The sequence below is a fragment of the Leucobacter sp. USHLN154 genome (assembly GCF_037145595.1).
Taxonomy (GTDB): Bacteria; Actinomycetota; Actinomycetes; order Actinomycetales; family Microbacteriaceae; genus Leucobacter; species Leucobacter alluvii.
In genome coordinates, this window is the sequence record NZ_JBBCXF010000001.1 from 308036 (window position 1) to 333981 (window position 25946).

The window sequence follows — 25946 nt, forward strand, 5'->3', positions numbered from 1 at the left end:
ACAGGTAGGAGAGAGTAGAAGATGCCTCGTAGTCTCAAGAAGGGCCCCTTCGTCGATAACCACCTGTTGAACAAGGTGATTGTCCAGAACGAAGCTGGCTCCAAGAACGTGATCAAGACCTGGTCGCGCCGCTCGATGATCATCCCGGCAATGCTGGGACACACCATCGCGGTGCACGACGGTCGGAAGCACATCCCCGTGTTCGTAACGGAGACCATGGTCGGTCACAAGCTGGGCGAATTCGCGCCCACGCGTACCTTCCGCGGTCACGTGAAAGACGACAAGAAGGGCCGTCGCCGCTAAGCGGTGACGTGAAGGAGGAAGAGAAATGGTGGAGTCGACCGCACGTCTGCGTCACATCCGCATCACCCCCCAGAAGGCCCGTCGTGTCATTGACCTGGTCCGTGGGAAGAACGCTCAGGAGGCACTCGCCATCCTGAAGTTCGCCCCGCAGGCCGCAGCGGAGCCGATTTTCAAGCTCGTCGCTTCGGCGATCGCGAATGCGCGCGTCAAGGCCGACAAGGAGAACCTGCGTCTCAACGAGGACGAGCTCGTCGTAGCTCGTGCATTCGTGGACGAGGGCGCAACGCTCAAGCGTTTCCGCCCCCGTGCTCAGGGCCGCGCATTCCGTATCAACAAGCGCACCAGCCACATCACTGTCGTGCTGCAGACGGCTGATGAGCTCGCCGCCGTGAAGAAGGGAGCCTAGGTATGGGCCAGAAGATTCATCCCTATGGCTTCCGCCTCGGGATCACCACCGATCACGTGTCGCGTTGGTTCTCGGACTCGACGAAGGCCGGGCAGCGCTACGCTGACTACCTCGCCGAGGACATCAAGATCCGTCAGCACCTGACGAAGCAGCTCGACCGTGCCGGCGTGTCCCGCGTGGAGATCGAGCGCACCCGTGACCGTGTTCGCGTGGACATCCACTCGGCACGTCCCGGTATCGTCATCGGTCGTCGCGGCGCCGAGGCCGAGCGCATCCGCGCTGACCTCGAGAAGCTCACCGGCAAGCAGATCCAGCTCAACATCCTCGAGGTCAAGAACCCCGAGGCTGACGCTCAGCTCGTCGCACAGGGCATCGCCGAGCAGCTCGCTGCTCGCGTGGCGTTCCGCCGTGCGATGCGCAAGGGTCTGCAGGGCGCTCAGCGCGCCGGCGCCAAGGGCATCCGCATCCAGGTCTCCGGCCGCCTCGGCGGCGCCGAGATGAGCCGTTCGGAGTTCTACCGCGAAGGCCGTGTGCCGCTGCACACGCTCCGCGCGAACATCGACTACGGCTTCTACGAGGCGAAGACCACCTTCGGTCGTATCGGCGTGAAGGTCTGGATCTACAAGGGCGACCTGACCAACAAGGAACTCGCTCGTGAGCAGGCGGCCCAGAAGCCGTCGCGCGACCGCGGCGACCGCCGCCGTGCACCCCGTGGTGCACAGGCCGAGGCTGCACCCGCTGCAGCAGGAGCGGAGAAGTAAGCATGCTGATTCCCCGTCGAGTCAAGTACCGCAAGCAGCACCACCCGAGCCGCACCGGTCAGTCCAAGGGCGGTAACGAGATCGCCTTCGGCGAGTTCGGTATCCAGGCACTGACCCCCGCCTACGTGACCAACCGTCAGATCGAGTCCGCTCGTATCGCCATGACGCGTCACATCAAGCGTGGCGGCAAGGTGTGGATCAACATCTACCCCGATCGTCCCCTGACCAAGAAGCCTGCGGAAACCCGCATGGGTTCGGGTAAGGGCTCGCCCGAGTGGTGGGTTGCCAATGTCAAGCCGGGCCGCGTCCTCTTCGAGGTCGCCGGTGTCGATGAGGAGCTCGCACGCGAGGCGCTCACCCGCGCCATCCACAAGCTGCCCCTCAAGGCCCGCATTATCAAGCGCGAGGAGGGCGACGCGTAATGGCGATCGGTACCAAAGAACTGGCCATCACCGAGCTCGATAGTTTCGAGAACGAGCGGTTGGCCGAAGAGCTCAAGAAGGCGAAGGGCGAACTCTTCAACCTTCGCTTCCAGTCGGCTACCGGCCAGCTGGAAAGCCACGGCCGCGTTCGTCAGGTGAAGCGCGACATCGCTCGCATCTACACCGTGCTGCGCGAGCGTGAGCTCGGCATTCGTGCCACCCCTGCTGCTGCGCCCGCAAAGGCGAAGAAGAGCAGCAAGAAGACCGAGCAGGCGGATGCCGCCGCTGAGACGAAGGAGGCCTAGACATGGCTGAGGTCGAGAAGGAACAGCGCGGCTACCGTAAGGCCCGCCGCGGCTATGTCGTCAGCGACAAGATGGAGAAGACCATCGTTGTCGAGGTCGAGGACCGTGTGAAGCACCCGCTGTACGGCAAGGTGCTCCGCCGCTCGTCGAAGGTCAAGGCCCACGACGAGCAGAACACGGCCGGTATCGGCGATCTCGTGCTCATCCACGAGACCCGGCCGCTGAGCGCTTCCAAGCGCTGGCGTCTGGTCGAGGTCCTCGAGAAGGCGAAGTAAGCCCTCGGGCTTACTCAGTGAAGGAGTAGCAAGTGATTCAGCAGGAATCCCGACTCAAGGTGGCCGACAACAGCGGCGCCAAGGAGTTGCTCACGATCCGTGTCCTCGGTGGCTCGAAGCGTCGTTACGCCGGTCTCGGCGACACGATCGTCGCGACCGTCAAGGACGCGATCCCCGGTGGCAACGTCAAGAAGGGCGATGTGGTCAAGGCCGTCATCGTCCGGACTCGCAAGTCGACCCGTCGTGGTGACGGATCGTACATCGCGTTCGACGAGAACGCCGCCGTTATCCTCAAGGCCGACGGGGAGCCCCGCGGCACCCGCATCTTCGGGCCGGTCGGACGTGAACTCCGCGACAAGCGGTTCATGAAGATCGTCTCGCTCGCACCGGAGGTGATCTAGTCCTATGGGCGCAAAGATCAAGAAGGGTGACCTCGTCGAGGTCATCTCTGGCCCGTCGCAGGAACGCGGCGGCTACAAGGGCAAGCAGGGTCGAGTAATCGAGGTCCTGTCCGAAACCGATCGCATCGTGGTGGAGGGCGTCAACTTCGTCACCAAGCATGTGCGCGTCGGCCAGTCGGACCGTGGCACCCGCGAGGGTGGCATCGAGACCGTCGAGGCTCCGATCCACGTGTCCAACGTCGCAGTCGTCGACCCCGAGACGAAGAAGCCGACTCGCGTCGGGTTCCGCGTCGAGGAAGTCGAGAAAGACGGCAAGAAGAAGACTGTTCGCGTTCGTTTCGCGAAGAAGTCCGGGAAGGATCTCGCATGACCGAGACTGCAGCGACCACCGCTCAGCCCCGCCTGAAGCAGAAGTACCGCTCCGAGATCGTTCCGCAGCTGCGCGAAGAGTTCGGCTACGCCAACATCATGCAGGTTCCCGGCGTCGTCAAGGTCGTCGTGAACACCGGTGTCGGTGAAGCCGCTCGCGACAGCAAGGTGATCGAGGGCGCGATCGCCGATCTCGTGAAGATCACCGGTCAGAAGCCCATGGTCACCAAGGCTCGCAAGTCCATCGCGCAGTTCAAGCTGCGCGAGGGCCAGGCGATCGGTGCTCACGTCACGCTCCGTGGCGATCGGTCGTGGGAGTTCCTCGACCGCCTGGTGAACCTGGCTCTGCCCCGTATCCGCGATTTCCGTGGCCTTTCGCCGCGCCAGTTCGATGGAAACGGCAACTACACCTTCGGTTTGACCGAGCAGAGTGTGTTCCACGAGATCGATCAGGATAAGATTGATCGCGTGCGTGGGTTCGACATCACTGTCGTGACCACCGCGAAGACCGACGATGAGGGCCGTGCGCTGCTTCGCGCGCTCGGCTTCCCCTTCAAGTCGGAATAACTGAATAGTCCAAACGGCGAGGGTGCTCGGGAATCCCCGGGCACCCAATCCGTGTGTCACCCAGGTCATGCGTCGGTGTACCGGCGTATGAAACCAGGCGAGAAAGAAAGAGTCACTCATGACGATGACTGATCCGGTAGCAGATATGCTGACCCGGCTGCGCAACGCAAACTCTGCGCATCATGACGACGTTTCGCTCCCCGGCTCGAAGCTGAAGGAGCGGATCGCTGAGATCCTCAAGCGCGAAGGCTACATCCAGGACTGGAAGGTCGAGGCCGCACGCGTGGGCACGACCATCACCATGTCGCTGAAGTACGGCCCGAACCGCGAGCGTTCGATCGAGGGCATCAAGCGGGTCTCCAAGCCCGGCCTTCGCGTGTACGCGGGCTCGACCGAGATCCCGAGCGTGCTCGGCGGACTCGGCATCGCGATCCTGTCCACCTCCTCGGGTCTGTTGACTGACCGCGAGGCTGAGCAGAAGGGCGTTGGCGGGGAAGTCCTCGCTTACGTGTGGTAAGGCGTCATGTCACGTATTGGTAAGCTTCCCATCGCCGTTCCCGGCGGTGTAGATGTCAAGATCGACGGCCAGAAGGTCACGGTCAAGGGCGCGAAGGGCGAGCTCTCGCTCGTCGTCGCAGATCCCATCCGCGTCGCACTCGAGGACGGTCAGGTGCTCGTCACCCGCCCGAACGACGAGCGCGATTCCCGAGCGCTGCACGGCCTCAGCCGCACGCTCATCAACAACAACATCATCGGCGTCACCGAGGGCTACACCAAGCAGCTCGAGGTCGTCGGCACGGGATACCGCGTGCAGCAGAAGGGCACCGGCCTCGAGCTCGCGCTCGGCTTCTCGCACCCGGTCAACGTGGACGCCCCCGAGGGCATCACGCTCGCGGTCGAGGGCAACACCAAGATCACCGTCAGCGGGATCTCGAAGCAGGCTGTCGGCGAGGCCGCAGCCAACATCCGCAAGCTGAAGAAGCCGGAGCCCTACAAGGGCAAGGGCATTCGCTACGCGGGCGAGGTTGTCCGTCGCAAGGCAGGAAAGGCTGGTAAGTAACCCATGGCCGCTTCAGTATCCCGGGCTAAGGGTCGGTCGGCTGCGCGCGTTCGCCGCCACACCCGCCTGCGCAAGAAGATCGTCGGCACGGAGGTTCGCCCCCGTCTCGTCGTCAACCGCTCATCCCGCCACGTCTTCGTACAGGTCGTCGATGACTCGAAGGGTCTCACCCTCGCTTCGGCTTCGACCATGGAAGCCGATCTGCGTTCGTTCGACGGCGACAAGACCGCCAAGGCCCGCAAGGTCGGCGAACTCGTCGCTGAGCGCGCCAAGGGCGCCGGCATCGACGCTGTGGTATTCGACCGCGGCGGCAGCAAGTACGCCGGTCGCGTCGCAGCGATCGCCGATGGCGCTCGCGAAGGGGGGCTGACCCTGTGAGCAACGAAACGAAGGAGCAGCAAGTGTCTGCAGAGGCCCAGTCTGAGACGACGGCCGGGCAGGCCGCTCCGGCTCAGGATCACCGCAACGAGCCGCGCGAGCAGCGTCGCGGGAGCCGCGATCGCGGAACCCGCAACGAGCGCGGCGGCCGCGACCGCAACGAGAGCCAGTTCCTCGAGCGCGTCGTCACCATCAACCGCGTCTCGAAGGTCGTCAAGGGCGGCCGTCGCTTCAGCTTCACCGCGCTCGTCGTGGTGGGCGATGGCAACGGAACCGTCGGCGTCGGCTACGGCAAGGCGAAGGAGGTGCCTCTCGCCATCGCAAAGGGTGTCGAAGAGGCCAAGAAGAACTTCTTCCGCGTGCCCCGCGTCGGCAGCACCATCCCGCACCCCGTGCAGGGCGAGGCCGCAGCCGGTGTCGTACTTCTGCGTCCGGCAGCAGCAGGTACCGGTGTTATCGCCGGTGGCCCGGTGCGCGCCGTACTCGAGTGCGCCGGCATCCACGATGTGCTGAGCAAGTCGCTCGGTTCGTCGAACACCCTGAACATCGTGCATGCGACCGTTGAGGCACTGCAGCAGCTCGAGGAGCCCCGCTCCGTCGCAGCTCGCCGCGGCCTCGACTTCGACCGCGTCGCTCCGGCCCGCATCGTGCGCGCTGAGGCGAAGGCCGCGGCCGACGCTGCCGCGAAGGCAAAGGCAGGTGCGTAATGGCGAAGAGCCTGAAGGTTACGCAGACGAAGTCCGTCATCAGTGAAAAGCAGAACCAGCGCGACACGCTGCGGAGCTTGGGTCTCAAAAAGATCGGCCAGTCGGTCGTTCGTGAAGACACTCAGGCCAACCGAGGCTACATTCGCGCGGTCGCTCACCTGGTAGTGGTTGAGGAGATCGACGTATGAGCGAGAACAACGAGGAGCGTGAGTCGGTGCTGAAGGCGCACCACCTCCGTCCGGCTCCCGGTTCCAAGAAGGCCAAGACCCGCGTGGGTCGTGGCGAGGCATCGAAGGGCAAGACCGCAGGCCGCGGTACCAAGGGCACCAAGGCTCGGTACCAGGTCAAGGTCGGCTTCGAGGGTGGACAGATGCCGCTGCATATGCGCACCCCGAAGCTCCGCGGGTTCAAGAACCCGTTCCGCACCGAGTACCAGGTGGTGAACGTCGCGAAGCTCGCTGAGCTCTACCCCCAGGGTGGCGACGTCACCGTCGAGGATCTCGTGGCCAAGGGCGCCGTTCGCAAGAACCAGCCCGTCAAGGTGCTGGGCAACGGCGACCTCCAGGTCAAGCTCAACGTGCAGGTCGACAAGGTCTCGAGCTCCGCTGAGCAGAAGATCGTCGCCGCAGGCGGAGCAGTGAAGTAACGGTCCGTTCGGACCAGCAACACCCTCGGGGATCTCCCGAGTAGCGGGGGCTCGGCGGGGACGGCATTCATGCCGTTCCCGCCCACCCCCGCTGTCTTGTTTCATCCGCCAATCACGGCGATGGCTCGGTCACGCGTCACACGCCGTGTAGGCTGGAGCAATTGGTTCTCGTCGGTAGGCGAAGCCCCTTACGACGTTCCAGGAGGCAGATTTTGTTCAGCGCCATCGGACGGATCTTCCGGACACCCGATTTGCGGCGGAAGATCGTCTTCACGCTCGCCATCGTGTCGTTGTTCCGGCTCGGGTCATTCATCCCAGCACCGTTCGTAGACTTCAACAACGTTCAAGCGTGCCTGGTGGCGAACCAGAACCAGGGCAGCTCGGGCCTCTACGACATGATCAACCTCTTCAGCGGTGGAGCACTGCTGCAGCTGTCGATCTTCGCGCTCGGCATCATGCCGTACATCACGGCATCGATCATCACGCAGCTGCTCCGCGTCGTGATCCCGCACTTCGAGGCGCTCCACAAGGAAGGCCAGGCCGGCCAGGCGAAGCTGACGCAGTACACGCGCTACCTGACCATCGCGCTCGCAATCCTGCAGTCGACGACGCTCATCACCGTCGCGCGTTCGGGACAGCTCTTTGGCGCCGCCGCCAACCAGGCGTGCCAGAATCTCGTCTCCCAGGAATGGTGGGCGGTGCTGATCATGATCATCACGATGACGGCCGGTACCGGCCTCATCATGTGGTTCGGCGAACTGATCACCGAGCGAGGCGTCGGCAACGGCATGTCGCTCCTCATCTTCACCTCGATCGCGGCAACCTTCCCCGGCGCCATGTGGGTCATCAAGGAGTCGCGCGGCTGGGAAGTGTTCTTCATAGTTCTCGGGGTGGGCCTGCTGGTGGTAGCGGCTGTCGTCTTCGTCGAGCAGTCGCAGCGTCGCATTCCGGTGCAGTACGCCAAGCGCGTCGTCGGGCGCCGTACGTACGGCGGAAGCAGTACCTACATCCCGATCAAGGTCAACATGGCGGGCGTGATCCCCGTGATCTTCGCTTCGGCGATCCTGTACCTGCCGATGCTCATCACGCAGTTCAACCAACCGCAGATCGGCGAGGAGCCGAAGCCGTGGGTGGTCTGGATCCAGAACAACCTGGTCTACGGCGACCAGCCGTTCTACATGCTCGTCTTCTTCCTCCTCGTCATCGGCTTCACCTTCTTCTACGTGCAGATCACGTTCAACCCGGAAGAAGTCTCCGACAACATGAAGCAGTACGGAGGGTTTATCCCGGGCATCCGCGCCGGTCGGCCGACCGCGGAGTACCTCAACTACGTGCTCACCCGCATTACCAGCGCAGGATCGCTCTACCTCGGTGTCATCGCACTGCTTCCACTCGTCGCGCTCTCGTTCTTCGGGGCGAACCAGAACTTCCCGTTCGGCGGTGCATCGATCCTCATCATCGTGGGTGTCGGGCTCGAGACCGTGAAGCAGATCGACGCGCAGCTGCAGCAGCGCCACTACGAAGGGCTCCTCAAGTGACCGCAGAGACGACCGCGCGACTGCTGATTATCGGCCCGCCCGGAGCCGGCAAGGGCACGCAGGCCGGTCGGATCGCAGCGCGCTACCAGGTTCCGGCGATTTCCACCGGTGACATCTTCCGCGCCAACATCCAGGGCGGTACGGAACTGGGGCAGCAGGTGCAGGCCATCATCGAACAGGGCGAGCTGGTGCCAGACGAGCTCACGAACCGCATTGTCGCCGATCGCCTCTCGCAGGACGACGCGGCTTCGGGATTCCTGCTCGACGGGTACCCGCGAACAGTCGACCAGGTGCACGCGCTCGACGGGATGCTCAACGGCTCGTCGCTCGACGCCGTCGTGCTGCTCGAAGCGGACCCAGAGGAGGTCGTGGCACGTCTGCTCAAGCGAGCGGCGGTCGAGGGGCGCTCCGATGACACCGAAGAGGTCATTCGTCATCGCCAGGACGTGTACGCCGAGCAGACCGCACCGCTCATCGATCTGTTCTCCAAGCGGGGCATCCTCGTCTCCGTCGACGGGCTCGGCTCCGTCGACGAGGTGTCGGAGCGGATCGCTGAGGGCCTCGCTGCGCAGCTGAACGCGCGAGTCGGGCAGTAGCCCTTGGCGCGTCGAGGCCTGCTGCGACGTTCGATCTACAAGACGCCGGCGCAGCTCCGCCAGATGATCGCTCCCGGTCGCGCCACGGCGGCCGCGCTCTCCGCGATGCGGGCAGAGGTGGCTCCCGGAATCACCCCGCTCGAGCTCGACGCGATCGCTGAGCGCGCCGTCCGGCAGCACGGCGGATCTCCGAACTTCATGCTGGAGCCCGGGTACCGCCACACGATCTGCGCGAACGTGAATGAGCACGTCGTTCATGCGATCCCGACAGATCGTCCGCTCGAAGCGGGCGACATCGTCGCTCTCGATGCGGGGGCGGTGGTAGACGGGTGGCACGGAGACGCTGCATTCACAGCGGTGCTGCCCGACCACGCCGACCCGGAGCGGACGTCGGCCAACCAGCATCTCAGCGATGTCACCGAGCAGGCGATGTGGCGGGGGATCGCGCGTCTCGCTTCGGCATCCCACCTCGGAGAGGTCGGAGAAGCCGTCGCCGCCTACGTCAGAGCCCACAGCAGTTTCGGGGTGCTCGAGGACTACATCGGTCACGGCATCGGTCGCAGCATGCACGAGGATCCTCCGGTGTTCAACGTGCCGACGCGCCGACGCGGACCGGAGGTGAAGCCGGGGCTCGTCGTCGCGATCGAACCCATCATCTCGGCCGGCGGGATCGACACCGTGGTCGAGGACGACGACTGGACGGTGACGATCGCCGACGGATCCATGAGCGCGCAGTGGGAGCACAGCGTCGCCGTGCACGAGCGCGGCATCTGGGTGCTCACCGCACCCGACGGGGGAGCGAGCGGTCTCGAGCCGCTCGGCGTCCGGCCCGTGCCGTTCGTCTAGGGACGCAGGAATCGCGTCCGCCACGACGCGACACTCGGCGAGCTTTACAAAAGGCGACACGCCGAGTACTCTTGATCTTTGGTGCTTTGCGCCTGCGTTTGCGTTCGCGCCGACCGTAGTCGGACCGCGGTCGGAGACGCAGAAGCTGAGCATTCGCATGACCAGTACACCTACGCAAGCGATAGTGAGGCTATGGCGAAGAAAGACGGCGTCATCGAGATCGAGGGACACATCGTCGAGGCTCTGCCCAACGCGATGTTCCGCGTCGAGTTGACCAATGGACACAAAGTGCTCGCTCATATCTCAGGCAAAATGCGTCAGCACTACATCCGCATCCTTCCCGAGGATCGCGTGATCGTTGAGCTGACGCCCTACGATCTGACCCGCGGCCGTATCGTCTACCGCTACAAGTAGGTCGCTGGGAAGTAACGACTTGCGGCACTCCGCGAGTACGAGGACAGCGATACACACGAAGGAACCATCATGAAGGTCAATCCCAGCGTCAAGCCGATCTGCGATCACTGCAAGGTCATTCGCCGCCACGGACGCGTCATGGTGATCTGCAAGAGCAACCCGCGCCACAAGCAGCGCCAGGGCTGAGTCCCTGCCGTCGCCGGCGGCTCTGCAGAACACACAACTGAATATCTGATCCAGCGCATCGAAGAACCTGCGCGGATCTCATGGAATCGGAACGCGCAGCGTCCGTGAGAGATCCGCGGTGAGCTCACCAGCCCGCCTCATTTCGAGCAGGGGACACCTCGGGCCGGAGGCCCGAACCCCCGATGCGCACCACACCTCCACGATCCGCAAGGAGAGCCAACATGGCACGTCTCGCAGGAGTCGACATCCCACGCGATAAGCGCGTTGAGATCGCACTCACTTACATCTACGGCGTCGGGCGCACGAGCGCGCTCAAGACGCTCGCCGACACCAGCATCGATGGCAACATCCGCGTCAAGGACCTGTCGGATGAGCAGCTGGTCGCGCTTCGCGATTACATCGAAGGCAACTTCAAGGTTGAGGGCGATCTTCGCCGCGAGGTCGCAGCCGATATCCGCCGCAAGGTGGAGACCGGCAGCTACCAGGGGCTCCGCCACCGGAAGGGCCTGCCTGTGCACGGTCAGCGCACCAAGACGAACGCTCGTACCCGCAAGGGCCCGAAGCGCACCGTCGCCGGCAAGAAGAAGTAACGCCGGTCCGTTAGACCTACACACAGAGCTTTTCAGGAGAACACTCAATGGCTGCACCAAAGACCGCGGCTCGCAAGCCGCGTCGCAAGGACAAGAAGAACGTCGCCGTGGGCCAGGCCCACATCAAGTCGACCTTCAACAACACGATCGTCTCGATCACCGACACCACCGGTGCCGTGATCAGCTGGGCCTCCTCAGGCGGCGTCGGCTTCAAGGGTTCGCGCAAGTCGACCCCGTTCGCCGCTCAGCTCGCCGCTGAGTCCGCTGCGCGCAAGGCGCAGGAGCACGGCATGAAGAAGGTCGACATCTTCGTCAAGGGTCCGGGCTCGGGCCGCGAGACCGCGATCCGCTCGCTGCAGGCCGCTGGCCTCGAGGTGGGTTCGATCAACGATGTGACGCCGCAGACGCACAACGGCTGCCGTCCGCCGAAGCGTCGCCGCGTCTGATCGGAAGGTCGCGCCGGCGCGAGCCGGCGCGACTGCCGCCCCAGTGGCGGCGATCCGTCGTATTCAGCACCGGCTCTCCCCGGTGCTTCAGCCCACTTCAATCCCGATACCGCATGAGTCATATAGCGGACTCCAGCGAAAGGATCACACACCGTGCTGATTGCACAGCGACCCACTCTGACTGAAGAATCGATCTCCGAGTTCCGTTCGCGTTTCGCCATCGAGCCGCTTGAGCCCGGCTTCGGCTACACGCTCGGCAACTCGCTGCGTCGTACCCTGCTGTCGTCCATCCCCGGCGCCGCGGTCACGAGCGTGCGCTTCGAGGGCGTCGCCCACGAGTTCACGACCATCCCGGGCGTGACCGAGGACGTCACCGAGATCATCCTCAACATCAAGGATCTCGTCGTCTCGAGCGAGCATGACGAGCCGATCACCGCGTACCTCCGGAAGACTGGCGCCGGCGAGGTCACCGCCGCCGACATCTCGGCTCCGGCGGGTGTCGAGGTGCACAACCCCGAGCTCGTCATCGCAACGCTCAGCGACTCGGCTCAGTTCGAACTCGAACTGACGATCGAGCGCGGCCGCGGATACGTCTCGGCCGCTCAGAACCGCAACGAGGACGCTGAGGTCGGCCGTATCCCGGTCGACTCCATCTACTCGCCGGTGCTGAAGGTCACGTACCGCGTCGAAGCGACCCGAGCCGGCGAGCGCACCGACTTCGACCGCCTGGTCGTCGATGTCGAGTCGAAGCCCGCCATCTCCCCGCGCGACGCGATCGCGTCTGCAGGTTCGACGCTCGTCGAGCTCTTCGGGCTCGCGCGCGAGCTGAACACCGCGGCCGAGGGCGTCGAGATCGGCCCCGCGCCGGTCGAGGTCGTCGCGGAGGGTGAGCTCTCGATCCCGATCGAGGATCTGGATCTCTCGGTGCGCAGCTACAACTGCCTTAAGCGCGAGGGCATTAACACGGTGAGCGAGCTGGTAGCGCTCTCCGAGGCGCAGCTGATGAACATTCGCAACTTCGGCCAGAAGTCGGTCTTCGAGGTGCGCGACAAGCTCACCGAGATGGGCCTCTCGCTCAAGGACGCGGTGCCCGGGTTCGACGGTGCGCAGTTCTACAGCTACGAAGACGACAACAACTAACGGTTCGGCACTGTCCGCCCGACCGCACACTTACTGGAGTAAATAATGCCCAAGCCCAACAAGGGCCCCCGCCTCGGAGGCGGCCCCGCACACGAGCGTCTGATGCTGAACCAGCTGGCTTCGCAGCTCTTCGAGCACAAGCGCATTCAGACGACGGAGACGAAGGCCAAGCGCCTGCAGCCCGTCGCCGAGCGCCTCGTCACCTTCGCGAAGCGGGGAGACCTGCACTCGCGTCGTCGCGTCATGCGTCAGATCCTCGACAAGTCGGTTGTCCACGAGCTCTTCACGGAGATCGCACCGCTCGTCGAGAACCGCGAGGGCGGGTACACCCGCATCGTCAAGACCGGATTCCGCAAGGGCGATCGTGCCCCGCTCGCCGTGATCGAGCTCGTGCTCGAGCCGGTCACGCCGAAGCCGAAGGCTGAGAAGCCCGCCGCTCCGGTTGCAGAAGAGCCCGCTGAGGAGACCACCACCGAGGCGCCCGCCGAGGAGACCACCGAGGCACCCGCCGAGGAGAAGGCCGAGTAGCCTCCTCGTTCGACTGTTCGAAAGCCCCCGTTGCCGTTCTGCGCACCGGGGGCTTTCGTGTTGCAGGGGCGCCGGTTGCCGTATCTCCCGCGACGGCGGTTCGGTCAGCGGCGCGGCAACGCGTAGCCGATGCCCTCGCCGGGGCGCTGCAGCTCTTCAAGAGCGTTCTCCACGCAGTCGGCGTAGAGCTCGCCGCCGCTCGGGTTCGGGTGGATCCCGTCGCCCGCGAGCGCGGACGGCGGGGCGGCGGAGATCGTCCCGTCCCAATCGGCGACGACGACACCGCGATGAGTGTCGGCGTAGGCCGTGAGAGCGTCGTTGACGCCCGGAACCCACTCGCGATCCGCGTGCGCGTTGACGAGCACGATGAGCCGGTCGCGAGCCGACTGTCGCAGGCTGTCGAGTTCTTCGGGTCGCACGGGCCCGTTGGTCCCGAGGCCGACGAGGAGCACGGGGCGCAGGACGTCGGTACCCGCCTGCTCCGATGCGAGTGCGACGCCGGCTCCCATGCTGCGCGATACGGATGCGTCGATCGCTATGCCTGGAAAACGCTCCTCGAGCTCGGGGAGACTCGCCAGCATCACCGAGTCTCCGATGGCGCTCATGTCGGCACCGGCGGCGGCGATCGGCTCGTCGGGCTTCGGCGAGCTCTCGCCCGCGGCGGCAGCACCTGAGCTCGCGTCCGGTCCGTCGTCGGCACCCGCTGCCTCAGACGCCTCCGACTGCGACGCATCGCGCGCGGCTGCGCCTCGTTCTACAGCATCTGCTGCTGAGGTCTGCGCGGGCGCCGTGGCGACGGCGAACACCGTGGCCGGCACGGTGAGGACCAGCACAGCAGCCACCACGGCCGGAACAATCCTTCGGCCTCGGACCGCCCGGTCGGGCCGCGCCAGGAGCATGAGTGAACGCCTGAGGCCGAACCGTCTCACGGGCTCCTCGATGTATCGGAACGAGAGCGCCGCCGTGATGAGCGTCAGCGCCAACGTCACGACGCCAACGATCCACGGCGATCCCGTTCCGAGGCCCGCTGCGACGAGCAGCAGCAACGGCCAGTGCCAGAGGTAGATGCCGTACGAGCGCTCTCCGATCCACCGCAAAGGCCGTGCGTCGAGCGCCGCACCGATCCATGCGCCCGGCCTCGTCACCGCCCACACGGTCAGGAGTGCGGCGAGGGAAGCCAGCTGGAAGCCCCAGGCGAAGCTCTGCTCGCCGCCCTCCTGCAGGGTCACCGCGAGCCAGCCCAGTACGCCGAGCCCGGCCAGGGCGATACCGGTCAACGCGAGCTGGGCGAACCGGCCCGGTCCCCGGTGCGGCAGCTCGGACGACCTTCCTGTCGTGAGGAGCGCGAGGGCCGCGCCGAATGCGAGCCCGAACGAGTGCGTATCGGAACCGAAGTACACCCGGGTCGGCTCAGCACCGCCAGCGGAGAGCGCGATCATGAGGAACGCGGAGGCCGTGCCGAGCGCGACGAGGGGGAGCGCGCGCAGCACGCGGCCCCGGATCCTGACGATGACGAGCAGCAGGAGCGGGAGAACGATGTAGTACTGCTCCTCGATCGCCAAGGACCAGGTGTTGCGGAAGAGCTCGGGAGCGTCTCGCGCGAAGTAGTCGGCGCCGGCCGCGATCGAAGTCCAGTTGCCGACGAAGAATGCGGCGCCCGCGATCTGACGTCCGATTCCGACGAGGAGGTCGCGGTCGACGAGCACCGCGACGGCTGTCGAGACCGCGAGCACCAGCCCGAGCGCGGGGAGCAGACGTCGAGCGCGACGTCGCCAGAAGTGACCGAGCCGGATTCGCCCCGTGCTCGCATGCTCTCGCAGCAGCAGCGTGGTGATCAGAAAGCCGCTGATGACGAAGAAGATGTCGACGCCCAGAAACCCGCCGGGCAGTGGACCGGGGAAGAGGTGGTAGCAGAGCACGAGGCCGACCGCGATGGCGCGGAGTCCGTCGAGCCCCCCGAGCCGGTCGGCGCGGGGGAGTGCACGTGTCGGAGGAGTCTGAGTCATAGTGTCGAGTGCGGCGCGGTCCCGGCCGGGGCGCCTCGGGCATCCAGTGTACGTTGCGCCCTGACCGGCACGCTGAGGCATCTGGCAGGATCGATGCATGCACCACTCTGCTTCGGTACGCCTGCGGCTCGATCTCTCGTACGACGGCACCGATTTCTCGGGTTGGGCCGCACAGCCGGGCCTGCGCACCGTGCAGGGGAGCCTGGAAGGCGCCCTCGCAATGCTGCTGCGGGTCGACGACCCCGCCTCCGTGCGCCTCACCGTCGGTGGGCGCACCGATGCAGGAGTGCACGCGCGTGGTCAAGTGGCGCATATGGACGTCACCCCGGCGCAACTCGAGAAATGGACCGCGCGGCGCCGACCTGAGGAACCCGCCTGGGAATCCCCCGAGCTCGCCCGCCTTCGCGCGCGGAAGCTGACCGGGATCGTCAGCCGTGCAGCCCCGGACGTCGTCGTGCACTCGGCGCACGTCGTCCCCGCGGCCTTCGATGCCCGCTTCTCCGCGCTCAGGCGCAGGTACGAGTATCGACTCATCGGGGCTGGAATGCGGAAGGATCCTCTGGTCGCGCGGTACACGGCCGAGGTTCCACGCCCCCTCGACTTCGACGCCGTGCAACGCGCGTCAGACGAGCTGCTCGGTCTCAACGACTTCACCACGTTCTGCAAAGCCCGCGAGGGGGCGACGGCCGTGCGCGACCTCCTGCGCTTCGAGTGGAGGCGCGCGGAAGACGGAGCGTACGCCGCTCGGATCGAGGCCGACGCATTCTGCCACTCGATGGTGCGTGCGCTCATCGGCGCGGTCGTCGCGGTCGGAAGCGGACGCATCGATCACGAGGAGCTCGTCGCGCTCCGCGATGCGCGCGCGCGGACGAGCCGCTTCACGGTGATGCCGGCACACGGGCTCTCGCTCGAGGAGATCGCGTATCCGCCGAACGATGCTCTCGAGGCGCGCGCCGCGGCGACACGAGCACGCCGCAGCTCGATCGACTGAGCGGGCCTCGGCGTCCGTTCTGTGCTAGTGTTGATCTTTGGTGCGAAAGCACCCGATTTGTTGAGCCCTCCAGCCGCGCGCGCACCCCTCGGGGACCACGCACCGGAGTGGGATTCACGAACTCCTCCAATTCGACAGAAAGCAGCACACAAGTGACTCGCACGTATTCACCGAAGGCCGCCGAGCAGAAGCACGATTGGGTCGTCATCGACGCAGCCGACGTGGTGCTCGGTCGCCTCGCCTCGCACGCAGCGGCTCTGCTCCGCGGCAAGCACAAGACCACCTTCGCGCCCCACATGGACATGGGCGACTACGTGGTCATCATCAACGCCGACAAGGTCGTGCTGACCGGGAACAAGGCGAAGAACAAGCGCGCCTACCGTCACTCGGGCTACCCGGGCGGTCTCCGTTCGGTCAGCTACACCGAGCTGCTCGAGAAGAACCCGGAGCGCGCGGTCGAGAAGGCCATCCGCGGCATGCTTCCGAAGAACTCGCTCGGCGCCGATCTGTTCCGCAAGCTGAAGGTGTACGCAGGTGCTGAGCACCCGCACGCTGCTCAGCAGCCCACCCCCTACACCTTCGGCCAGGTCGCGCAGTAATCGCGCCCCGAGACCTCAGAGAGAGAATTCACAGTGACTGAAGAGCAGACCGTGGCCACCGAGAGCTACACCACCGAGACGCCGGCCGGCCAGGCCGCCGTCGCGTCGCCCCGTCCCGCGCTCACCGTTCCCGGTGCAGCAGTGGGCCGCCGCAAGCAGGCCATCGCCCGCGTGCGCCTCATCCCCGGTTCGGGCACCTTCACGGTGAACGGACGCGAGTTCGCGGAGTACTTCCCGAACAAGCTGCACCAGCAGCTCATCACCGATCCGTTCACCGCTCTCGAGCTGAACGGCTCGTACGACATCATCGCTCGCATCGGCGGCGGCGGCCCCTCGGGCCAGGCTGGCGCGCTGCGTCTCGCGATCGCTCGTGCGCTGAACGAGATCGACGAAGAGCACAACCGCGCGACCCTGAAGAAGGCCGGCTTCCTGAGCCGCGATGCGCGCATCAAGGAGCGCAAGAAGGCCGGTCTCAAGAAGGCCCGCAAGGCGCCGCAGTACTCGAAGCGCTAAATCGAGGCTTCCAACACATGGGACGCCTATTTGGCACCGATGGGGTTCGAGGGCTGGCTGGCGTCGATGTGACTGCCGAGCTGGCCCTCAGCCTCGCTCGCGCTGCGGCTCTCGTTCTCGGGCGTTCTGCCCGGGGCGAGAGCCGTCGTGCTGTGGCCGTCGTTGCGCGCGATCCGCGCGTCTCCGGCGAGTTCATCTCCGCGGCAGTCTCTGCCGGTCTCGCTTCTGCCGGCGTCGACGTGCTCGACGCCGGCGTGATCCCGACTCCGGCGGCGGCCTATCTCGTGGCAGACACCGGCGCCGATTTCGGCGTCATGGTCTCGGCCTCGCACAATCCGGCAGCGGACAACGGGATCAAGTTCTTCGCCGAGGGCGGTCGCAAGCTCGCGGATGACGTCGAGGACGAGATCGAATCCGCGATGGACGGTCCGGTCGTGGCCGTCACTGGCCGGGAGGTCGGACGCATCCGCCGTTTCGCGGATGCGGAGGATCGATACCTCGTGCATCTGCTCGGGACGCTCGAGGGTACGCGCCTCGACGGAGTTCACGTCGTGCTCGACTGCGCGCACGGCGCAGCGGCCGGCATCTCGCCCGACGTGTTCACCGATGCTGGGGCGCGCGTCACCGTCATCGGCAACGACCCCGATGGTTTCAACATCAACGACGGCGTGGGATCCACGCATCTCCAGCCGCTGGCCGCCGCGGTCATCGAGCACGGCGCCGATCTGGGGATCGCGCACGACGGCGATGCCGATCGCTGCCTGGCCGTGGACGCTGCCGGCGAGGTCGTCGACGGCGACATGATCATGGCGATCCTCGCACTGTCGATGGCGCGCCGCGGAAAGCTCGTCCGCAACACGCTCGTCGCCACAGTGATGTCGAACCTCGGCCTGAAGCTCGCGATGGCAGACAACGGCATCGACGTGGTCGAGACGGGCGTCGGCGACCGGTACGTGCTCGAGGCGATCAACGCCGAGGGGTATTCCCTCGGCGGGGAGCAGTCGGGTCACGTGATCATGAGCGATCACGCGACGACGGGCGACGGGATCCTGACCGGTCTGCACATCGCCGCAGAGGTCGTGCGCACCGGGAAGTCGCTTGCGGAGCTCGCCACCTGCATGACGGTGTACCCGCAGGTGCTCGTGAACGTTCGCGGAGTCGATCGCACCGGTGTGCACGGCGATGAGGTGCTGCAGCAGGCGGTGCGTCAGGCCGAGATCGCGCTCGCGGGCAACGGACGGGTGCTCCTTCGCCCCTCCGGCACCGAGCCGGTCGTCCGCGTGATGGTGGAAGCCGAGCATGCGGAGGATGCACAGCGACTCGCCGATGATCTCGCGGGCATCGTGCTCGAACGCCTCGCCGTCTGAAGCTTCGCACAACGCCGGCGCTCGACCCCTCCGGGGGTCCGGGCGCCGGCGTTTCTGCTGAGCGGGCCTCGGCGCACCCGCGCAGCGCCGGTCGGAGCCGCGTCAGTACCAGTGCGGATCTCGCGCCTGCCAAGCGCCCCAGGCCGCGCACGGGCTCCCGTACGCCGCCTGGATGTAGGCGAGACCCCAGTCCACCTGCGTGTTGCCGTTCGTCTGCCAGTCGGGGCCAGCAGCGGCCATCTTCTCGGCAGGCAGAGACTGGGGGATGCCGTACGCGCCGCTGTAGGGGTTGAGCGCATCGGCGCGCCAGCCAGATTCCCCGTTCCAGAGCGGGACGAGGCAGGAGAACTGGTCGTCACCCCAACCGTAGGCGCCGAGTGACGAACGAGCGTGGGCCTGGGCGCCGGCCGGGTCGACGCCGACACCGCCGGCCGGATCGCCGCCGCCCGTGCCGGGATCGGTGCCCCCGGGTGACTCCGACCCGCCCGCAGGAGGCTCCGCCGGGGGATTCGCAGTGCGGTCGCGCTCTTCCTGCTGCCGCGCCGCCTCCTCGCGCTGCCGCTCCTGCTCTGCGGCCTGCTCGGCCACCTGCAAGCCGATCTGATACTGACGCTCCGCTTCAGCCGTCGTACCGCGCAGGGCGGCCAACTGGGCGTACATCGTCTCGCTCCGCTCACCCGCGCGTGCGACTGCGGCGTCCGAATCCTGCTGCGCCCGGTCCGCCGATGCAGCGGCAGCCTCGGCCTCGTCGGCCAGACGCTCCCGCTCGCGTTTCGCGTCCGCAGCCTGGTCGTGGAGGGATGCCGCCGAATTGACCTCCGTCTTCGCACGTTCCGCGATGCCGTTCCAGGTGCCTGATACCTGAGACGACATGCTGAACTTCGCCATGAACTCCTCGGGATCGGACGCGGTCGCGAGCGCGCTCGCACTCGCGAGCCCCGTGCCGTTGGTGTACATCCAGGAGACCATTCGGCCGACCGCCTCATCATTGTCGCCGAACGACTGCTCGGCCTGCTCGATGCGCGATTGCAATGCCGCTTCACGGGCGACCGCTGCGTCGACCGCCTCGCGCGCCTCTCTCGCGCGGCCATGGGCACTCGCTGCAGCCGACGTCGCGGCTGTCGCTTCATCGCTGGACTGCTGCAGTGCACGCTGCAGACGCGCGTACTCGGCTTCGGCGGCGGCTTCGGAGTCCTGCGCCGCCCGCACCTCCGACCACGTGGGGTAGTCGCTCGCGCTGCCGTCGACGGCGATCGCCGGTATCGTTCCCGCGAGCACGAGCGAAGCGGCGAGCCCCGCGATCAGGGTGCCACGAATGGAACGATGATGACGCATAGCCTCCAGCGTAAACGATGCCGGGGCGCCGGAGCCTGCCGAGCCGCGAGGGGCTCCACCTACAATTTGCGCAGCAGCACCTTCTGCACGCGATGATCGGACTCCTTGCGGAGCACGAGACTCGCCCGCGCCCGCGTCGGCCTGATGTTCTCGACGAGGTTGGGCTCATTGATGTTGTTCCAGAACTCGTCGGCGATCGCGAGCGCCGCATCGTCATCGATGGTGGCGAAGCGCCGGAAGTGCGAGCTGGGGTCGGCGAAGGCGCTCTCCCGCAGTTTCAGGAACCGCTGCCGGTACCAGCGCTGAATATCGGAGGATCTGGCGTCCACGTACACGGAGAAGTCGAAGAGATCACTGACGGCGAGCGGATGAGCCATCGATGCGGGCTGCAGCACGTTCAGTCCCTCGACGATCAGGATGTCGGGCCGGCGTACGACGGTGTATTCGCCGGGAACAATGTCGTAGACGATGTGGCTGTAGTGGGGCGCCCTGACCTCATCGACGCCGGCTTTCACCTGCGACACGAAGCGGAGCAGACTGCGCCGGTCGTAGGACTCCGGAAAACCCTTGCGGTGGGCGATGCCGCGTCGTTCGAGTTCTGCCGCGGGGTAGAGAAAGCCGTCGGTGGTGATGAGCTCCACCTGCGGCGTCTCAGGCCAGCGCGCCAGCAGATCCCGAAGGATCCTCGCCACAGTGGACTTGCCGACGGCGACCGACCCCGCGATGCCGATGACGAACGGGCTCTGGCGCTCCCCGCCGCGCTGCAAGAACCCCCGGGTGCGCTGATGCATCTCGCGCGCGGCGATCGCGTACTGGTTGATCAACCGGCTCAGCGGGCGGTACACCTGAGACACCTCCGCCATGTCGAGCGGTTCTCCGAGGCCGCGGAACGCTGCGATCTCGCCCTCGCTGAGCGGCATCGGAGTCTCTCCGGCCAACCGGGCCCACTCGTCGCGGCCGATCTCCGTGAACGGAGAAGTGAACTCGGGGCGGATGAGCGGGTGCGTGTCGGTCGTGACGGTTGCACCGGGAGGGGAGATGTTCTGGGTCATCGTGCATCAATGGTGCCACTAAACTAGGCCGCATGTGTGGAATCGTTGGATATGTCGGCCCGAACGACACGGTCGAGGTACTGCTGAACGGGCTTCGACGTCTGGAATACCGGGGCTATGACTCCGCCGGCGTGGCCGTCGTCGATACGAACGGATCGCTCTCCGTGCGGAAGCGCTCGGGCAAGCTCGCGCGCCTCGAGGACCTCCTCGAGGCGAGTCCCCTCGACGCCTCGGGCACCGGCATCGGCCACACTCGCTGGGCGACCCACGGCGGACCCACCGATGTGAATGCTCACCCGCATCTGGGCGACGAGGGCAAGCTCGCGGTGATCCACAACGGCATCGTCGAGAACTTCGCGCAGCTGCGCAGCGAAGTGGAGTCGGCGGGCGTTGAGCTGCTGAGCGAGACGGACACCGAGGTCGTCGCGGCGCTGCTCGGCCTCGAGGTCGCACGTCAGGGCGATCTGGAAACGGCTTTCCGCGCCGTGGTCGCACGCCTGCACGGCACGTTCACGCTGCTCGCGATGCACCGCGACGAGCCGGGCAAGGTCCTCGCGGCTCGCCATCACTCACCGCTCGTGATCGGCCTCGGCGATGGCGAGAACTTCCTCGGATCGGACGTCGCCGCCTTCGTGTCGTTCACCAAGCGCGCCGTCGCAGTCGAAGAAGACAGCATCGCGATCATCACGCCCGCCGAGGTGCGCGTGACCGACTTCTCCGGCAACACGGTCGAGTTCGAGGAGTTCGAGGTCGAGTGGGATGCTGACGCGTCCGACAAGGGCGGCTGGTCGTCGTTCATGGCGAAGGAGATCAACGAGCAGGCGGACGCCGTCGGCAACACGCTCCGGGGCCGCATCTCGAGCGCGGGGGTCGAGATTCCCGAGCTGACAGCGCTCGGCGACGACCGCCTGCGCGAGATCGACCGCATCATCATCATCGCCTGCGGCACCGCGTCGTACGCGGGGCACGTCGGTTCCTACGCCATCGAGCAGTGGGCGCGCGTTCCCGTCGAGGTGCAGCTCAGCCACGAGTTCCGGTACCGCGACCCGGTGCTCTCGGACCGCACGCTGGTCATCTCGGTCAGTCAGTCGGGCGAGACCATGGACACCCTGATGGCGGTCAAGTACGCCATCGAGCGCGGGGTCACGACGATCTCGGTCTGCAACACGCAGAGCGCGACCATTCCGCGCGAGTCGGACGCTGCGGTGTACACCCACGCCGGCCCCGAGGTCGCGGTCGCTTCGACCAAGGCGTTCGTCGCCCAGATCACTGCGATCTACCTCATCGGATTGCATCTCGCGCGTGTTCGCGGAACGTTCTCCGCTGAGGAGCAGACGCGAGCCGTCGAGCAGTTCGAGGCGCTGCCCGCGAAGGTGGCGGAGGCGATCGAGACACGCGACCAGATCGCACAGCTCGCGCACTGGATGGCGGACACGCGGTCCGTGCTCTTCCTCGGCCGTCACGTCGGGTACCCGATCGCACTCGAAGGCGCCTTGAAGCTCAAGGAGATCGCCTACATCCACGCAGAGGGCTTCGCCGCCGGGGAGCTCAAGCACGGCCCGATCGCGTTGATCGATCATGGTCAGCCGGTGTTCGTGCTGGTTCCCAGCCCGCGGACGTCGCCGATCATGCACTCGAAGGTCGTCTCGAACATCCAGGAGATCCGCGCCCGTGGCGCACGGGTCATCGCCGTGGTCGAGAAGGGCGATACCGCAGTGCTGCCCTACGCGGACGACGTCGTGCGGTTGCCGCTGGCCGACACCCTCTTCGAGCCGCTCCTGCAGGTCATTCCGCTGCAGTGGTTCGCTCTCGAGCTCTCGACCGCGAAGGGGCTCGACGTCGACCAGCCGCGCAACCTCGCCAAGTCGGTCACGGTCGAGTAGACGATCGGACGAGCAGGGCGAAGCAGGGGGCGCCGGGGCCGGAGAGCTTCGACGTGTGAGGAGCGTGATGATACTCGGAATCGGCGTCGACACCGTCGAAATCGCTCGGTTCGAGCGCACCATCGAACGTACGCCGCGGCTGCGTGCGCGCCTCTTCACCGGGGCTGAGCGCGACCGACCCGTGCGCTCGCTCGCGGCGCGGTTCGCCGCGAAGGAGGCGCTCATCAAGGCGCTGGGCGGCTCCGATGGTCTGGGGTGGCACGACATGGAGATCGAGCGCGCGGACGACCGCGCGCCCTCATTCGTGCGAACGGGACCGCTGCTCGCCGTGCTCGAACGCAGGCGCGCCGCACTGCCGCACGTGTCGATGACGCACGACGGGGGATTCGCGACGGCGTTCGTCGTCGTCGAAGGGCGGACGGCGGGAGCGACGCGGTGACGGTCGAGAAGAGCGTCGAGGAACTGCATCACGTCTCCGATCCCGATGCCATGGGAGCGCTCGGCGCGCGACTCGGACGGGTGCTGCGCGCAGGCGATCTCGTGATCCTCACCGGCCCGCTCGGCGCGGGGAAGACGACGTTGACCCGTGGAATCGGCGAAGGGCTCGGAGTACGCGGTCCCGTGCAGAGCCCGACCTTCGTGCTCGCGAGAACGCACCCCTCGCTCGTCGGGGGTGCGCCGCTCGTGCACGTCGATGCGTATCGGCTCGACGGTCCCGATGAGCTCGACGACCTCGACCTCGACTTCGAGGGATCCGTTGTGGTCGCGGAGTGGGGCGCCGGCATCGTCGACACCAGAACGGACTGGATCGAGATCGTGATCGAGCGCCCGGTCGGGGCCGACGATCCGGATCCCGTGTTCGAAGGCAACGCCCCGAACGCGGGGGCGCATGCTGAGATGGAAGACTGGTCGCAGACGCTGATCGAACCGCGTCGGATCACCGTCAGCGGGTACGGTCCGCGCTGGGCCGGAGGAGTGCTGGGATGAACGTGAACGCGCCGGAGCTCGGGGAGCACGTGCTGCTCGCGATCGATACGGCCATCGGTACGACCGTCGCACTCGGAGCGAGCGGTCGCATCCGCGTGGCGGTGAGCGATGACCCCAGGGGGCACGCCGAGGCCATCGGCCGACTGCTCGACGAGGTGTTCCGCGCGACCGGCACGCATCCTGCCCGGGTGACGGGAGTCGTCGCGGGAATCGGGCCGGGCCCGTTCACGGGACTCAGGGTGGGCATCGCGGCCGCCCACGCATTCGCGCTGGGGCGAGGCGTCCCAGTGCTCCCCGTGCAGGGCCACGCCGCAGTCGCGCTCGACGCGTTCGAACAGGGCGCTCCCGAGCATCTGCGCGTGGTGCAGGACGCGCGCAGGCGCGAGCTCTTCGTGACGGAGTTCTCCGCGCTCGACGAGGCCGGACTGCCCGTCGCCACCGCAGGCCCGTCTCTGCTGACCCGTGCCGAATACGTCGAGCGTCCGGGCGACATCTGGCCCGAGCGCATTCCAGCAGCCTCGCTCGTGCGGGTGGCGGCCCGCCGCCTCGCGTCGAACCGTCCGTTCGACGACGACCGTGCGCTCTACCTCCGGGCCCCGGATGTCGCGCAACCGACTGCGCCGAAGCGGGTCTCGACATGAGCGCGCCCGACACGAGCCCGGCGGCCGCCGGCCCGGTGCTGCGCAGCGCGACTCTGGATGACCTCGATGCCGTCTGGTCGCTCGAGACATCCGTGTTCGGCGCCGAAGCCTGGAGCCGCTCGATGATGCGCGAAGAGCTCGTCGGCGACCACCGCGACTACCGTGTGCTCGTCGACGGGCGCGGTCGGGTGCTGGGGTACGCCGGCATGCTGGCGCTCGGAGCGGAAGCGGATATTCAGACCATCGCCGTGCATCCGGACGTGCGCGGGACCGGGCAGGGCCGTCGTCTCATCGATGCGCTGCTCGACGGGGCCGAAGCGCGCGGGGTGAACGAGGTGTTTCTGGAGGTGCGCGCCGACAACCCGGTGGCGCAGAAGCTCTACGAGAGCCTCGGATTCGAAGGGATCGGCACGCGACCGCGGTACTACCAACCCGAAGGCGTCGATGCCATTGTGATGCGGCTCGCGATGGGCGGGCGCACACGGAGCGGACGGGCGATGGAGGATCAGGCATGACGAGCACGGACCCGCTCGTTCTCGGCATCGAGACGAGTTGCGATGAGACCGGTGTGGGCATCGTGCGCGGGCGCACGCTGCTCGCCAATGCGATCGCTTCGTCCATGGACGAGCACGCGAGATACGGCGGCGTCGTTCCGGAGGTCGCTGCGCGAGCGCACCTCGAAGCGATGACCCCGACGATCGAGCGCGCCCTGACGGTTGCCGGCGTTGCGCTCGAAGAGCTCGACGCCATCGCGGTCACCTCGGGCCCGGGGCTCGCGGGCGCCCTGATGGTGGGAGTCTCAGCTGCGAAAGCTCTGGCGGTGGCGCTCGACAAGCCGCTGTACGCGGTGAACCACCTGGTCGGCCACGTCGGCGCCGACCTGCTGCACGGCGACGGACTGCGCGGAGCCGTGGGCGCCGTCGGCGAGCTCGAGCTTCCGACGATCGCCCTGCTCGTCTCCGGGGGCCACACCTCGTTGCTGCTCGTGCGCGATCTCGTGTCCGACGTCGAGATGCTCGGCGAGACGATCGACGATGCCGCAGGTGAGGCGTTCGACAAGGTCGCACGCCTGCTCGGTCTGCCGTACCCGGGAGGCCCCGAGATCGACCGGGTCGCTGCGGCGGGTGATCCCCACGCGATTCGCTTCCCGCGCGGCCTCACGCTGCCGAAGGATCTGGAGCGTCACCGCTACGATTTCTCGTTCTCGGGACTGAAGACATCGGTCGCGCGATGGGTCGAGAAGCGCGTGGCGGCCGGGGAATCGGTGCCGGTGGCGGACGTGGCGGCCAGTTTCCGGGAGGCCGTCGCCGACGTGCTGCTGACGAAGGCGCTCGCGGCCTGCCGCGACCTCGGGGTGCCGCGCCTCTTGCTCGGCGGGGGTGTCGTCGCCAACGTGCGCGTCCGCGAGCTGGCGACGGAGCGAGCTGCGACGGCCGGGATCGAACTGCGCGTTCCGCCGTTGTCGCTCTGCACCGACAACGGTGCGATGATCGCCTCCCTCGGCGCTCAGCTCGTAGCCAGCGGGCACGAGCCGTCCGGGCTCTCCTTCGGAGCCGACTCGACGCTTCCGGTGCAGCAGGTGCAGGTGCTCTGACGGAGAAGCCGCCTGTCAAGGCCGCTTCAGGTCCGGGAGAAAACTCGCCATTCGCTGAAGCTGAACGTTATCTTTGAAGGAAGAATGGGGGAAT

General features: G+C 66.5%; 37 protein-coding genes. 34 read left to right on the top strand and 3 right to left on the bottom strand.

Features of this window, described 5'->3' with window-relative positions; all coding sequences use genetic code 11:
* The first annotated feature begins 21 nt into the window (after nucleotides 1-21).
* The 24 genes from rpsS to rplQ all read left to right on the top strand — a co-directional run bounded on the left by rpsS (nucleotide 22) and on the right by rplQ (nucleotide 12884).
* On the top strand, nucleotides 22-303 hold the full coding sequence (gene rpsS, locus WFH23_RS01380; RefSeq protein ID WP_010156398.1) for a 30S ribosomal protein S19: 282 nt from the start codon (nucleotides 22-24) through the stop codon (nucleotides 301-303).
* Nucleotides 304-328: 25 nt separating this feature from the next.
* Entirely contained in the window at nucleotides 329-709 is a 381-nt protein-coding gene (gene rplV, locus WFH23_RS01385; protein WP_090147112.1) for a 50S ribosomal protein L22, read from the top strand.
* A gap of 2 nt (nucleotides 710-711) precedes the next feature.
* Nucleotides 712-1470, top strand: a complete 759-nt coding sequence (gene rpsC / locus WFH23_RS01390; protein ID WP_053352794.1) for a 30S ribosomal protein S3 — start codon at nucleotides 712-714, stop codon at nucleotides 1468-1470.
* A gap of 2 nt (nucleotides 1471-1472) precedes the next feature.
* On the top strand, nucleotides 1473-1892 hold the full coding sequence (gene rplP, locus WFH23_RS01395; protein WP_090147114.1) for a 50S ribosomal protein L16: 420 nt from the start codon (nucleotides 1473-1475) through the stop codon (nucleotides 1890-1892).
* The gene (gene rpmC / locus WFH23_RS01400; RefSeq protein WP_010156404.1) at nucleotides 1892-2197 is read left to right on the top strand and encodes a 50S ribosomal protein L29; all 306 of its coding nucleotides are present in this window, start codon (nucleotides 1892-1894) and stop codon (nucleotides 2195-2197) included. Before rplP ends, rpmC begins: the two co-directional genes overlap by 1 nt.
* A gap of 2 nt (nucleotides 2198-2199) precedes the next feature.
* Nucleotides 2200-2472: a 30S ribosomal protein S17 gene (gene rpsQ, locus WFH23_RS01405; RefSeq protein ID WP_010156405.1), complete on the top strand. Its 273-nt coding sequence runs from the start codon at nucleotides 2200-2202 to the stop codon at nucleotides 2470-2472.
* Nucleotides 2473-2504: 32 nt separating this feature from the next.
* Nucleotides 2505-2873 carry a 50S ribosomal protein L14 gene (rplN, locus tag WFH23_RS01410; RefSeq protein WP_058594067.1) on the top strand — a complete coding sequence of 123 codons (369 nt, stop codon included), beginning with the start codon at nucleotides 2505-2507 and terminating at the stop codon, nucleotides 2871-2873.
* Between the two features lie 4 nt (nucleotides 2874-2877).
* The gene (gene rplX / locus WFH23_RS01415; protein ID WP_090147116.1) at nucleotides 2878-3243 is read left to right on the top strand and encodes a 50S ribosomal protein L24; all 366 of its coding nucleotides are present in this window, start codon (nucleotides 2878-2880) and stop codon (nucleotides 3241-3243) included.
* On the top strand, nucleotides 3240-3809 hold the full coding sequence (rplE, locus tag WFH23_RS01420; RefSeq protein WP_010156408.1) for a 50S ribosomal protein L5: 570 nt from the start codon (nucleotides 3240-3242) through the stop codon (nucleotides 3807-3809). The genes rplX and rplE overlap by 4 nt, the downstream gene beginning before the upstream one ends.
* 118 nt (nucleotides 3810-3927) lie before the next feature.
* A complete protein-coding gene (rpsH, locus tag WFH23_RS01425; protein WP_010156409.1) occupies nucleotides 3928-4326 on the top strand; it encodes a 30S ribosomal protein S8 in 399 nt (132 codons plus the stop codon).
* 6 nt (nucleotides 4327-4332) lie between these two features.
* Nucleotides 4333-4869, top strand: a complete 537-nt coding sequence (gene rplF, locus WFH23_RS01430) for a 50S ribosomal protein L6 (protein WP_090147118.1) — start codon at nucleotides 4333-4335, stop codon at nucleotides 4867-4869.
* Nucleotides 4870-4872: 3 nt separating this feature from the next.
* Nucleotides 4873-5247 (top strand): 50S ribosomal protein L18, encoded by a 375-nt coding sequence (gene rplR, locus WFH23_RS01435; RefSeq protein WP_010156412.1) that lies wholly within the window; start codon nucleotides 4873-4875, stop codon nucleotides 5245-5247.
* Entirely contained in the window at nucleotides 5244-5954 is a 711-nt protein-coding gene (gene rpsE / locus WFH23_RS01440; protein ID WP_090147120.1) for a 30S ribosomal protein S5, read from the top strand. Before rplR ends, rpsE begins: the two co-directional genes overlap by 4 nt.
* Nucleotides 5954-6142 (top strand): 50S ribosomal protein L30, encoded by a 189-nt coding sequence (rpmD, locus tag WFH23_RS01445; protein WP_090147122.1) that lies wholly within the window; start codon nucleotides 5954-5956, stop codon nucleotides 6140-6142. Before rpsE ends, rpmD begins: the two co-directional genes overlap by 1 nt.
* Nucleotides 6139-6600 carry a 50S ribosomal protein L15 gene (gene rplO, locus WFH23_RS01450; RefSeq protein ID WP_090147125.1) on the top strand — a complete coding sequence of 154 codons (462 nt, stop codon included), beginning with the start codon at nucleotides 6139-6141 and terminating at the stop codon, nucleotides 6598-6600. Before rpmD ends, rplO begins: the two co-directional genes overlap by 4 nt.
* 212 nt (nucleotides 6601-6812) lie before the next feature.
* Nucleotides 6813-8138, top strand: coding sequence for a preprotein translocase subunit SecY (gene secY, locus WFH23_RS01455; protein ID WP_336661355.1), 1326 nt, complete (start codon nucleotides 6813-6815; stop codon nucleotides 8136-8138).
* Entirely contained in the window at nucleotides 8135-8734 is a 600-nt protein-coding gene (locus tag WFH23_RS01460; protein ID WP_090147131.1) for an adenylate kinase, read from the top strand. The genes secY and WFH23_RS01460 overlap by 4 nt, the downstream gene beginning before the upstream one ends.
* A gap of 3 nt (nucleotides 8735-8737) precedes the next feature.
* Nucleotides 8738-9580, top strand: a complete 843-nt coding sequence (map, locus tag WFH23_RS01465; RefSeq protein WP_336661356.1) for a type I methionyl aminopeptidase — start codon at nucleotides 8738-8740, stop codon at nucleotides 9578-9580.
* 192 nt (nucleotides 9581-9772) lie between these two features.
* Nucleotides 9773-9994 (top strand): translation initiation factor IF-1, encoded by a 222-nt coding sequence (infA, locus tag WFH23_RS01470; protein WP_010156420.1) that lies wholly within the window; start codon nucleotides 9773-9775, stop codon nucleotides 9992-9994.
* A gap of 69 nt (nucleotides 9995-10063) precedes the next feature.
* Nucleotides 10064-10180: a 50S ribosomal protein L36 gene (rpmJ, locus tag WFH23_RS01475; protein WP_005050492.1), complete on the top strand. Its 117-nt coding sequence runs from the start codon at nucleotides 10064-10066 to the stop codon at nucleotides 10178-10180.
* A gap of 221 nt (nucleotides 10181-10401) precedes the next feature.
* Nucleotides 10402-10770: a 30S ribosomal protein S13 gene (rpsM, locus tag WFH23_RS01480; RefSeq protein WP_090147134.1), complete on the top strand. Its 369-nt coding sequence runs from the start codon at nucleotides 10402-10404 to the stop codon at nucleotides 10768-10770.
* 47 nt (nucleotides 10771-10817) lie between these two features.
* On the top strand, nucleotides 10818-11216 hold the full coding sequence (rpsK, locus tag WFH23_RS01485) for a 30S ribosomal protein S11 (protein WP_010156423.1): 399 nt from the start codon (nucleotides 10818-10820) through the stop codon (nucleotides 11214-11216).
* Nucleotides 11217-11369: 153 nt separating this feature from the next.
* Nucleotides 11370-12356 (top strand): DNA-directed RNA polymerase subunit alpha, encoded by a 987-nt coding sequence (locus tag WFH23_RS01490; RefSeq protein WP_058594071.1) that lies wholly within the window; start codon nucleotides 11370-11372, stop codon nucleotides 12354-12356.
* 45 nt (nucleotides 12357-12401) lie between these two features.
* Nucleotides 12402-12884, top strand: a complete 483-nt coding sequence (gene rplQ / locus WFH23_RS01495; protein ID WP_090147135.1) for a 50S ribosomal protein L17 — start codon at nucleotides 12402-12404, stop codon at nucleotides 12882-12884.
* Nucleotides 12885-12988: 104 nt separating this feature from the next.
* On the opposite strand, the gene WFH23_RS01500 is transcribed toward rplQ, so the two are convergent.
* A complete protein-coding gene (locus WFH23_RS01500) occupies nucleotides 12989-14890 on the bottom strand; it encodes an acyltransferase family protein (protein ID WP_336661357.1) in 1902 nt (633 codons plus the stop codon).
* Nucleotides 14891-14987: 97 nt separating this feature from the next.
* On the opposite strand from WFH23_RS01500, the gene WFH23_RS01505 reads away from it, so the two are divergent.
* The 4 genes from WFH23_RS01505 (at nucleotide 14988) to glmM (ending at nucleotide 18360) form a co-directional block, all read left to right on the top strand.
* Nucleotides 14988-15881: a tRNA pseudouridine synthase A gene (locus WFH23_RS01505; protein ID WP_336661358.1), complete on the top strand. Its 894-nt coding sequence runs from the start codon at nucleotides 14988-14990 to the stop codon at nucleotides 15879-15881.
* 152 nt (nucleotides 15882-16033) lie between these two features.
* Nucleotides 16034-16480: a 50S ribosomal protein L13 gene (rplM, locus tag WFH23_RS01510; RefSeq protein ID WP_010156429.1), complete on the top strand. Its 447-nt coding sequence runs from the start codon at nucleotides 16034-16036 to the stop codon at nucleotides 16478-16480.
* Between the two features lie 33 nt (nucleotides 16481-16513).
* Nucleotides 16514-16993 (top strand): 30S ribosomal protein S9, encoded by a 480-nt coding sequence (gene rpsI, locus WFH23_RS01515; RefSeq protein ID WP_090147138.1) that lies wholly within the window; start codon nucleotides 16514-16516, stop codon nucleotides 16991-16993.
* A gap of 17 nt (nucleotides 16994-17010) precedes the next feature.
* Entirely contained in the window at nucleotides 17011-18360 is a 1350-nt protein-coding gene (glmM, locus tag WFH23_RS01520) for a phosphoglucosamine mutase (RefSeq protein ID WP_090147139.1), read from the top strand.
* A 102-nt stretch (nucleotides 18361-18462) separates the two neighbouring features.
* Here glmM and WFH23_RS01525 read toward each other — a convergent pair whose 3' ends face one another.
* Nucleotides 18463-19695, bottom strand: coding sequence for a coiled-coil domain-containing protein (locus WFH23_RS01525; RefSeq protein WP_336661359.1), 1233 nt, complete (start codon nucleotides 19693-19695; stop codon nucleotides 18463-18465).
* A 59-nt stretch (nucleotides 19696-19754) separates the two neighbouring features.
* On the bottom strand, nucleotides 19755-20747 hold the full coding sequence (coaA, locus tag WFH23_RS01530) for a type I pantothenate kinase (RefSeq protein WP_200329800.1): 993 nt from the start codon (nucleotides 20745-20747) through the stop codon (nucleotides 19755-19757).
* 32 nt (nucleotides 20748-20779) lie between these two features.
* Here coaA and glmS point away from each other — a divergent pair, with 32 nt between their 5' ends.
* From glmS to tsaD, 6 genes are all read left to right on the top strand, one after another.
* Nucleotides 20780-22630 carry a glutamine--fructose-6-phosphate transaminase (isomerizing) gene (gene glmS, locus WFH23_RS01535; RefSeq protein WP_090147143.1) on the top strand — a complete coding sequence of 617 codons (1851 nt, stop codon included), beginning with the start codon at nucleotides 20780-20782 and terminating at the stop codon, nucleotides 22628-22630.
* A 67-nt stretch (nucleotides 22631-22697) separates the two neighbouring features.
* Entirely contained in the window at nucleotides 22698-23069 is a 372-nt protein-coding gene (locus tag WFH23_RS01540; protein WP_090147144.1) for a holo-ACP synthase, read from the top strand.
* Nucleotides 23066-23617, top strand: a complete 552-nt coding sequence (gene tsaE, locus WFH23_RS01545; RefSeq protein WP_336661360.1) for a tRNA (adenosine(37)-N6)-threonylcarbamoyltransferase complex ATPase subunit type 1 TsaE — start codon at nucleotides 23066-23068, stop codon at nucleotides 23615-23617. The genes WFH23_RS01540 and tsaE overlap by 4 nt, the downstream gene beginning before the upstream one ends.
* Complete coding sequence (tsaB, locus tag WFH23_RS01550) at nucleotides 23614-24258, top strand: tRNA (adenosine(37)-N6)-threonylcarbamoyltransferase complex dimerization subunit type 1 TsaB (RefSeq protein ID WP_176698285.1); 645 nt, start codon at nucleotides 23614-23616, stop codon at nucleotides 24256-24258. The genes tsaE and tsaB overlap by 4 nt, the downstream gene beginning before the upstream one ends.
* A complete protein-coding gene (gene rimI, locus WFH23_RS01555) occupies nucleotides 24255-24773 on the top strand; it encodes a ribosomal protein S18-alanine N-acetyltransferase (protein WP_336661361.1) in 519 nt (172 codons plus the stop codon). Before tsaB ends, rimI begins: the two co-directional genes overlap by 4 nt.
* A complete protein-coding gene (gene tsaD / locus WFH23_RS01560; protein ID WP_336661362.1) occupies nucleotides 24770-25852 on the top strand; it encodes a tRNA (adenosine(37)-N6)-threonylcarbamoyltransferase complex transferase subunit TsaD in 1083 nt (360 codons plus the stop codon). The genes rimI and tsaD overlap by 4 nt, the downstream gene beginning before the upstream one ends.
* Nucleotides 25853-25946 lie beyond the last annotated feature (94 nt).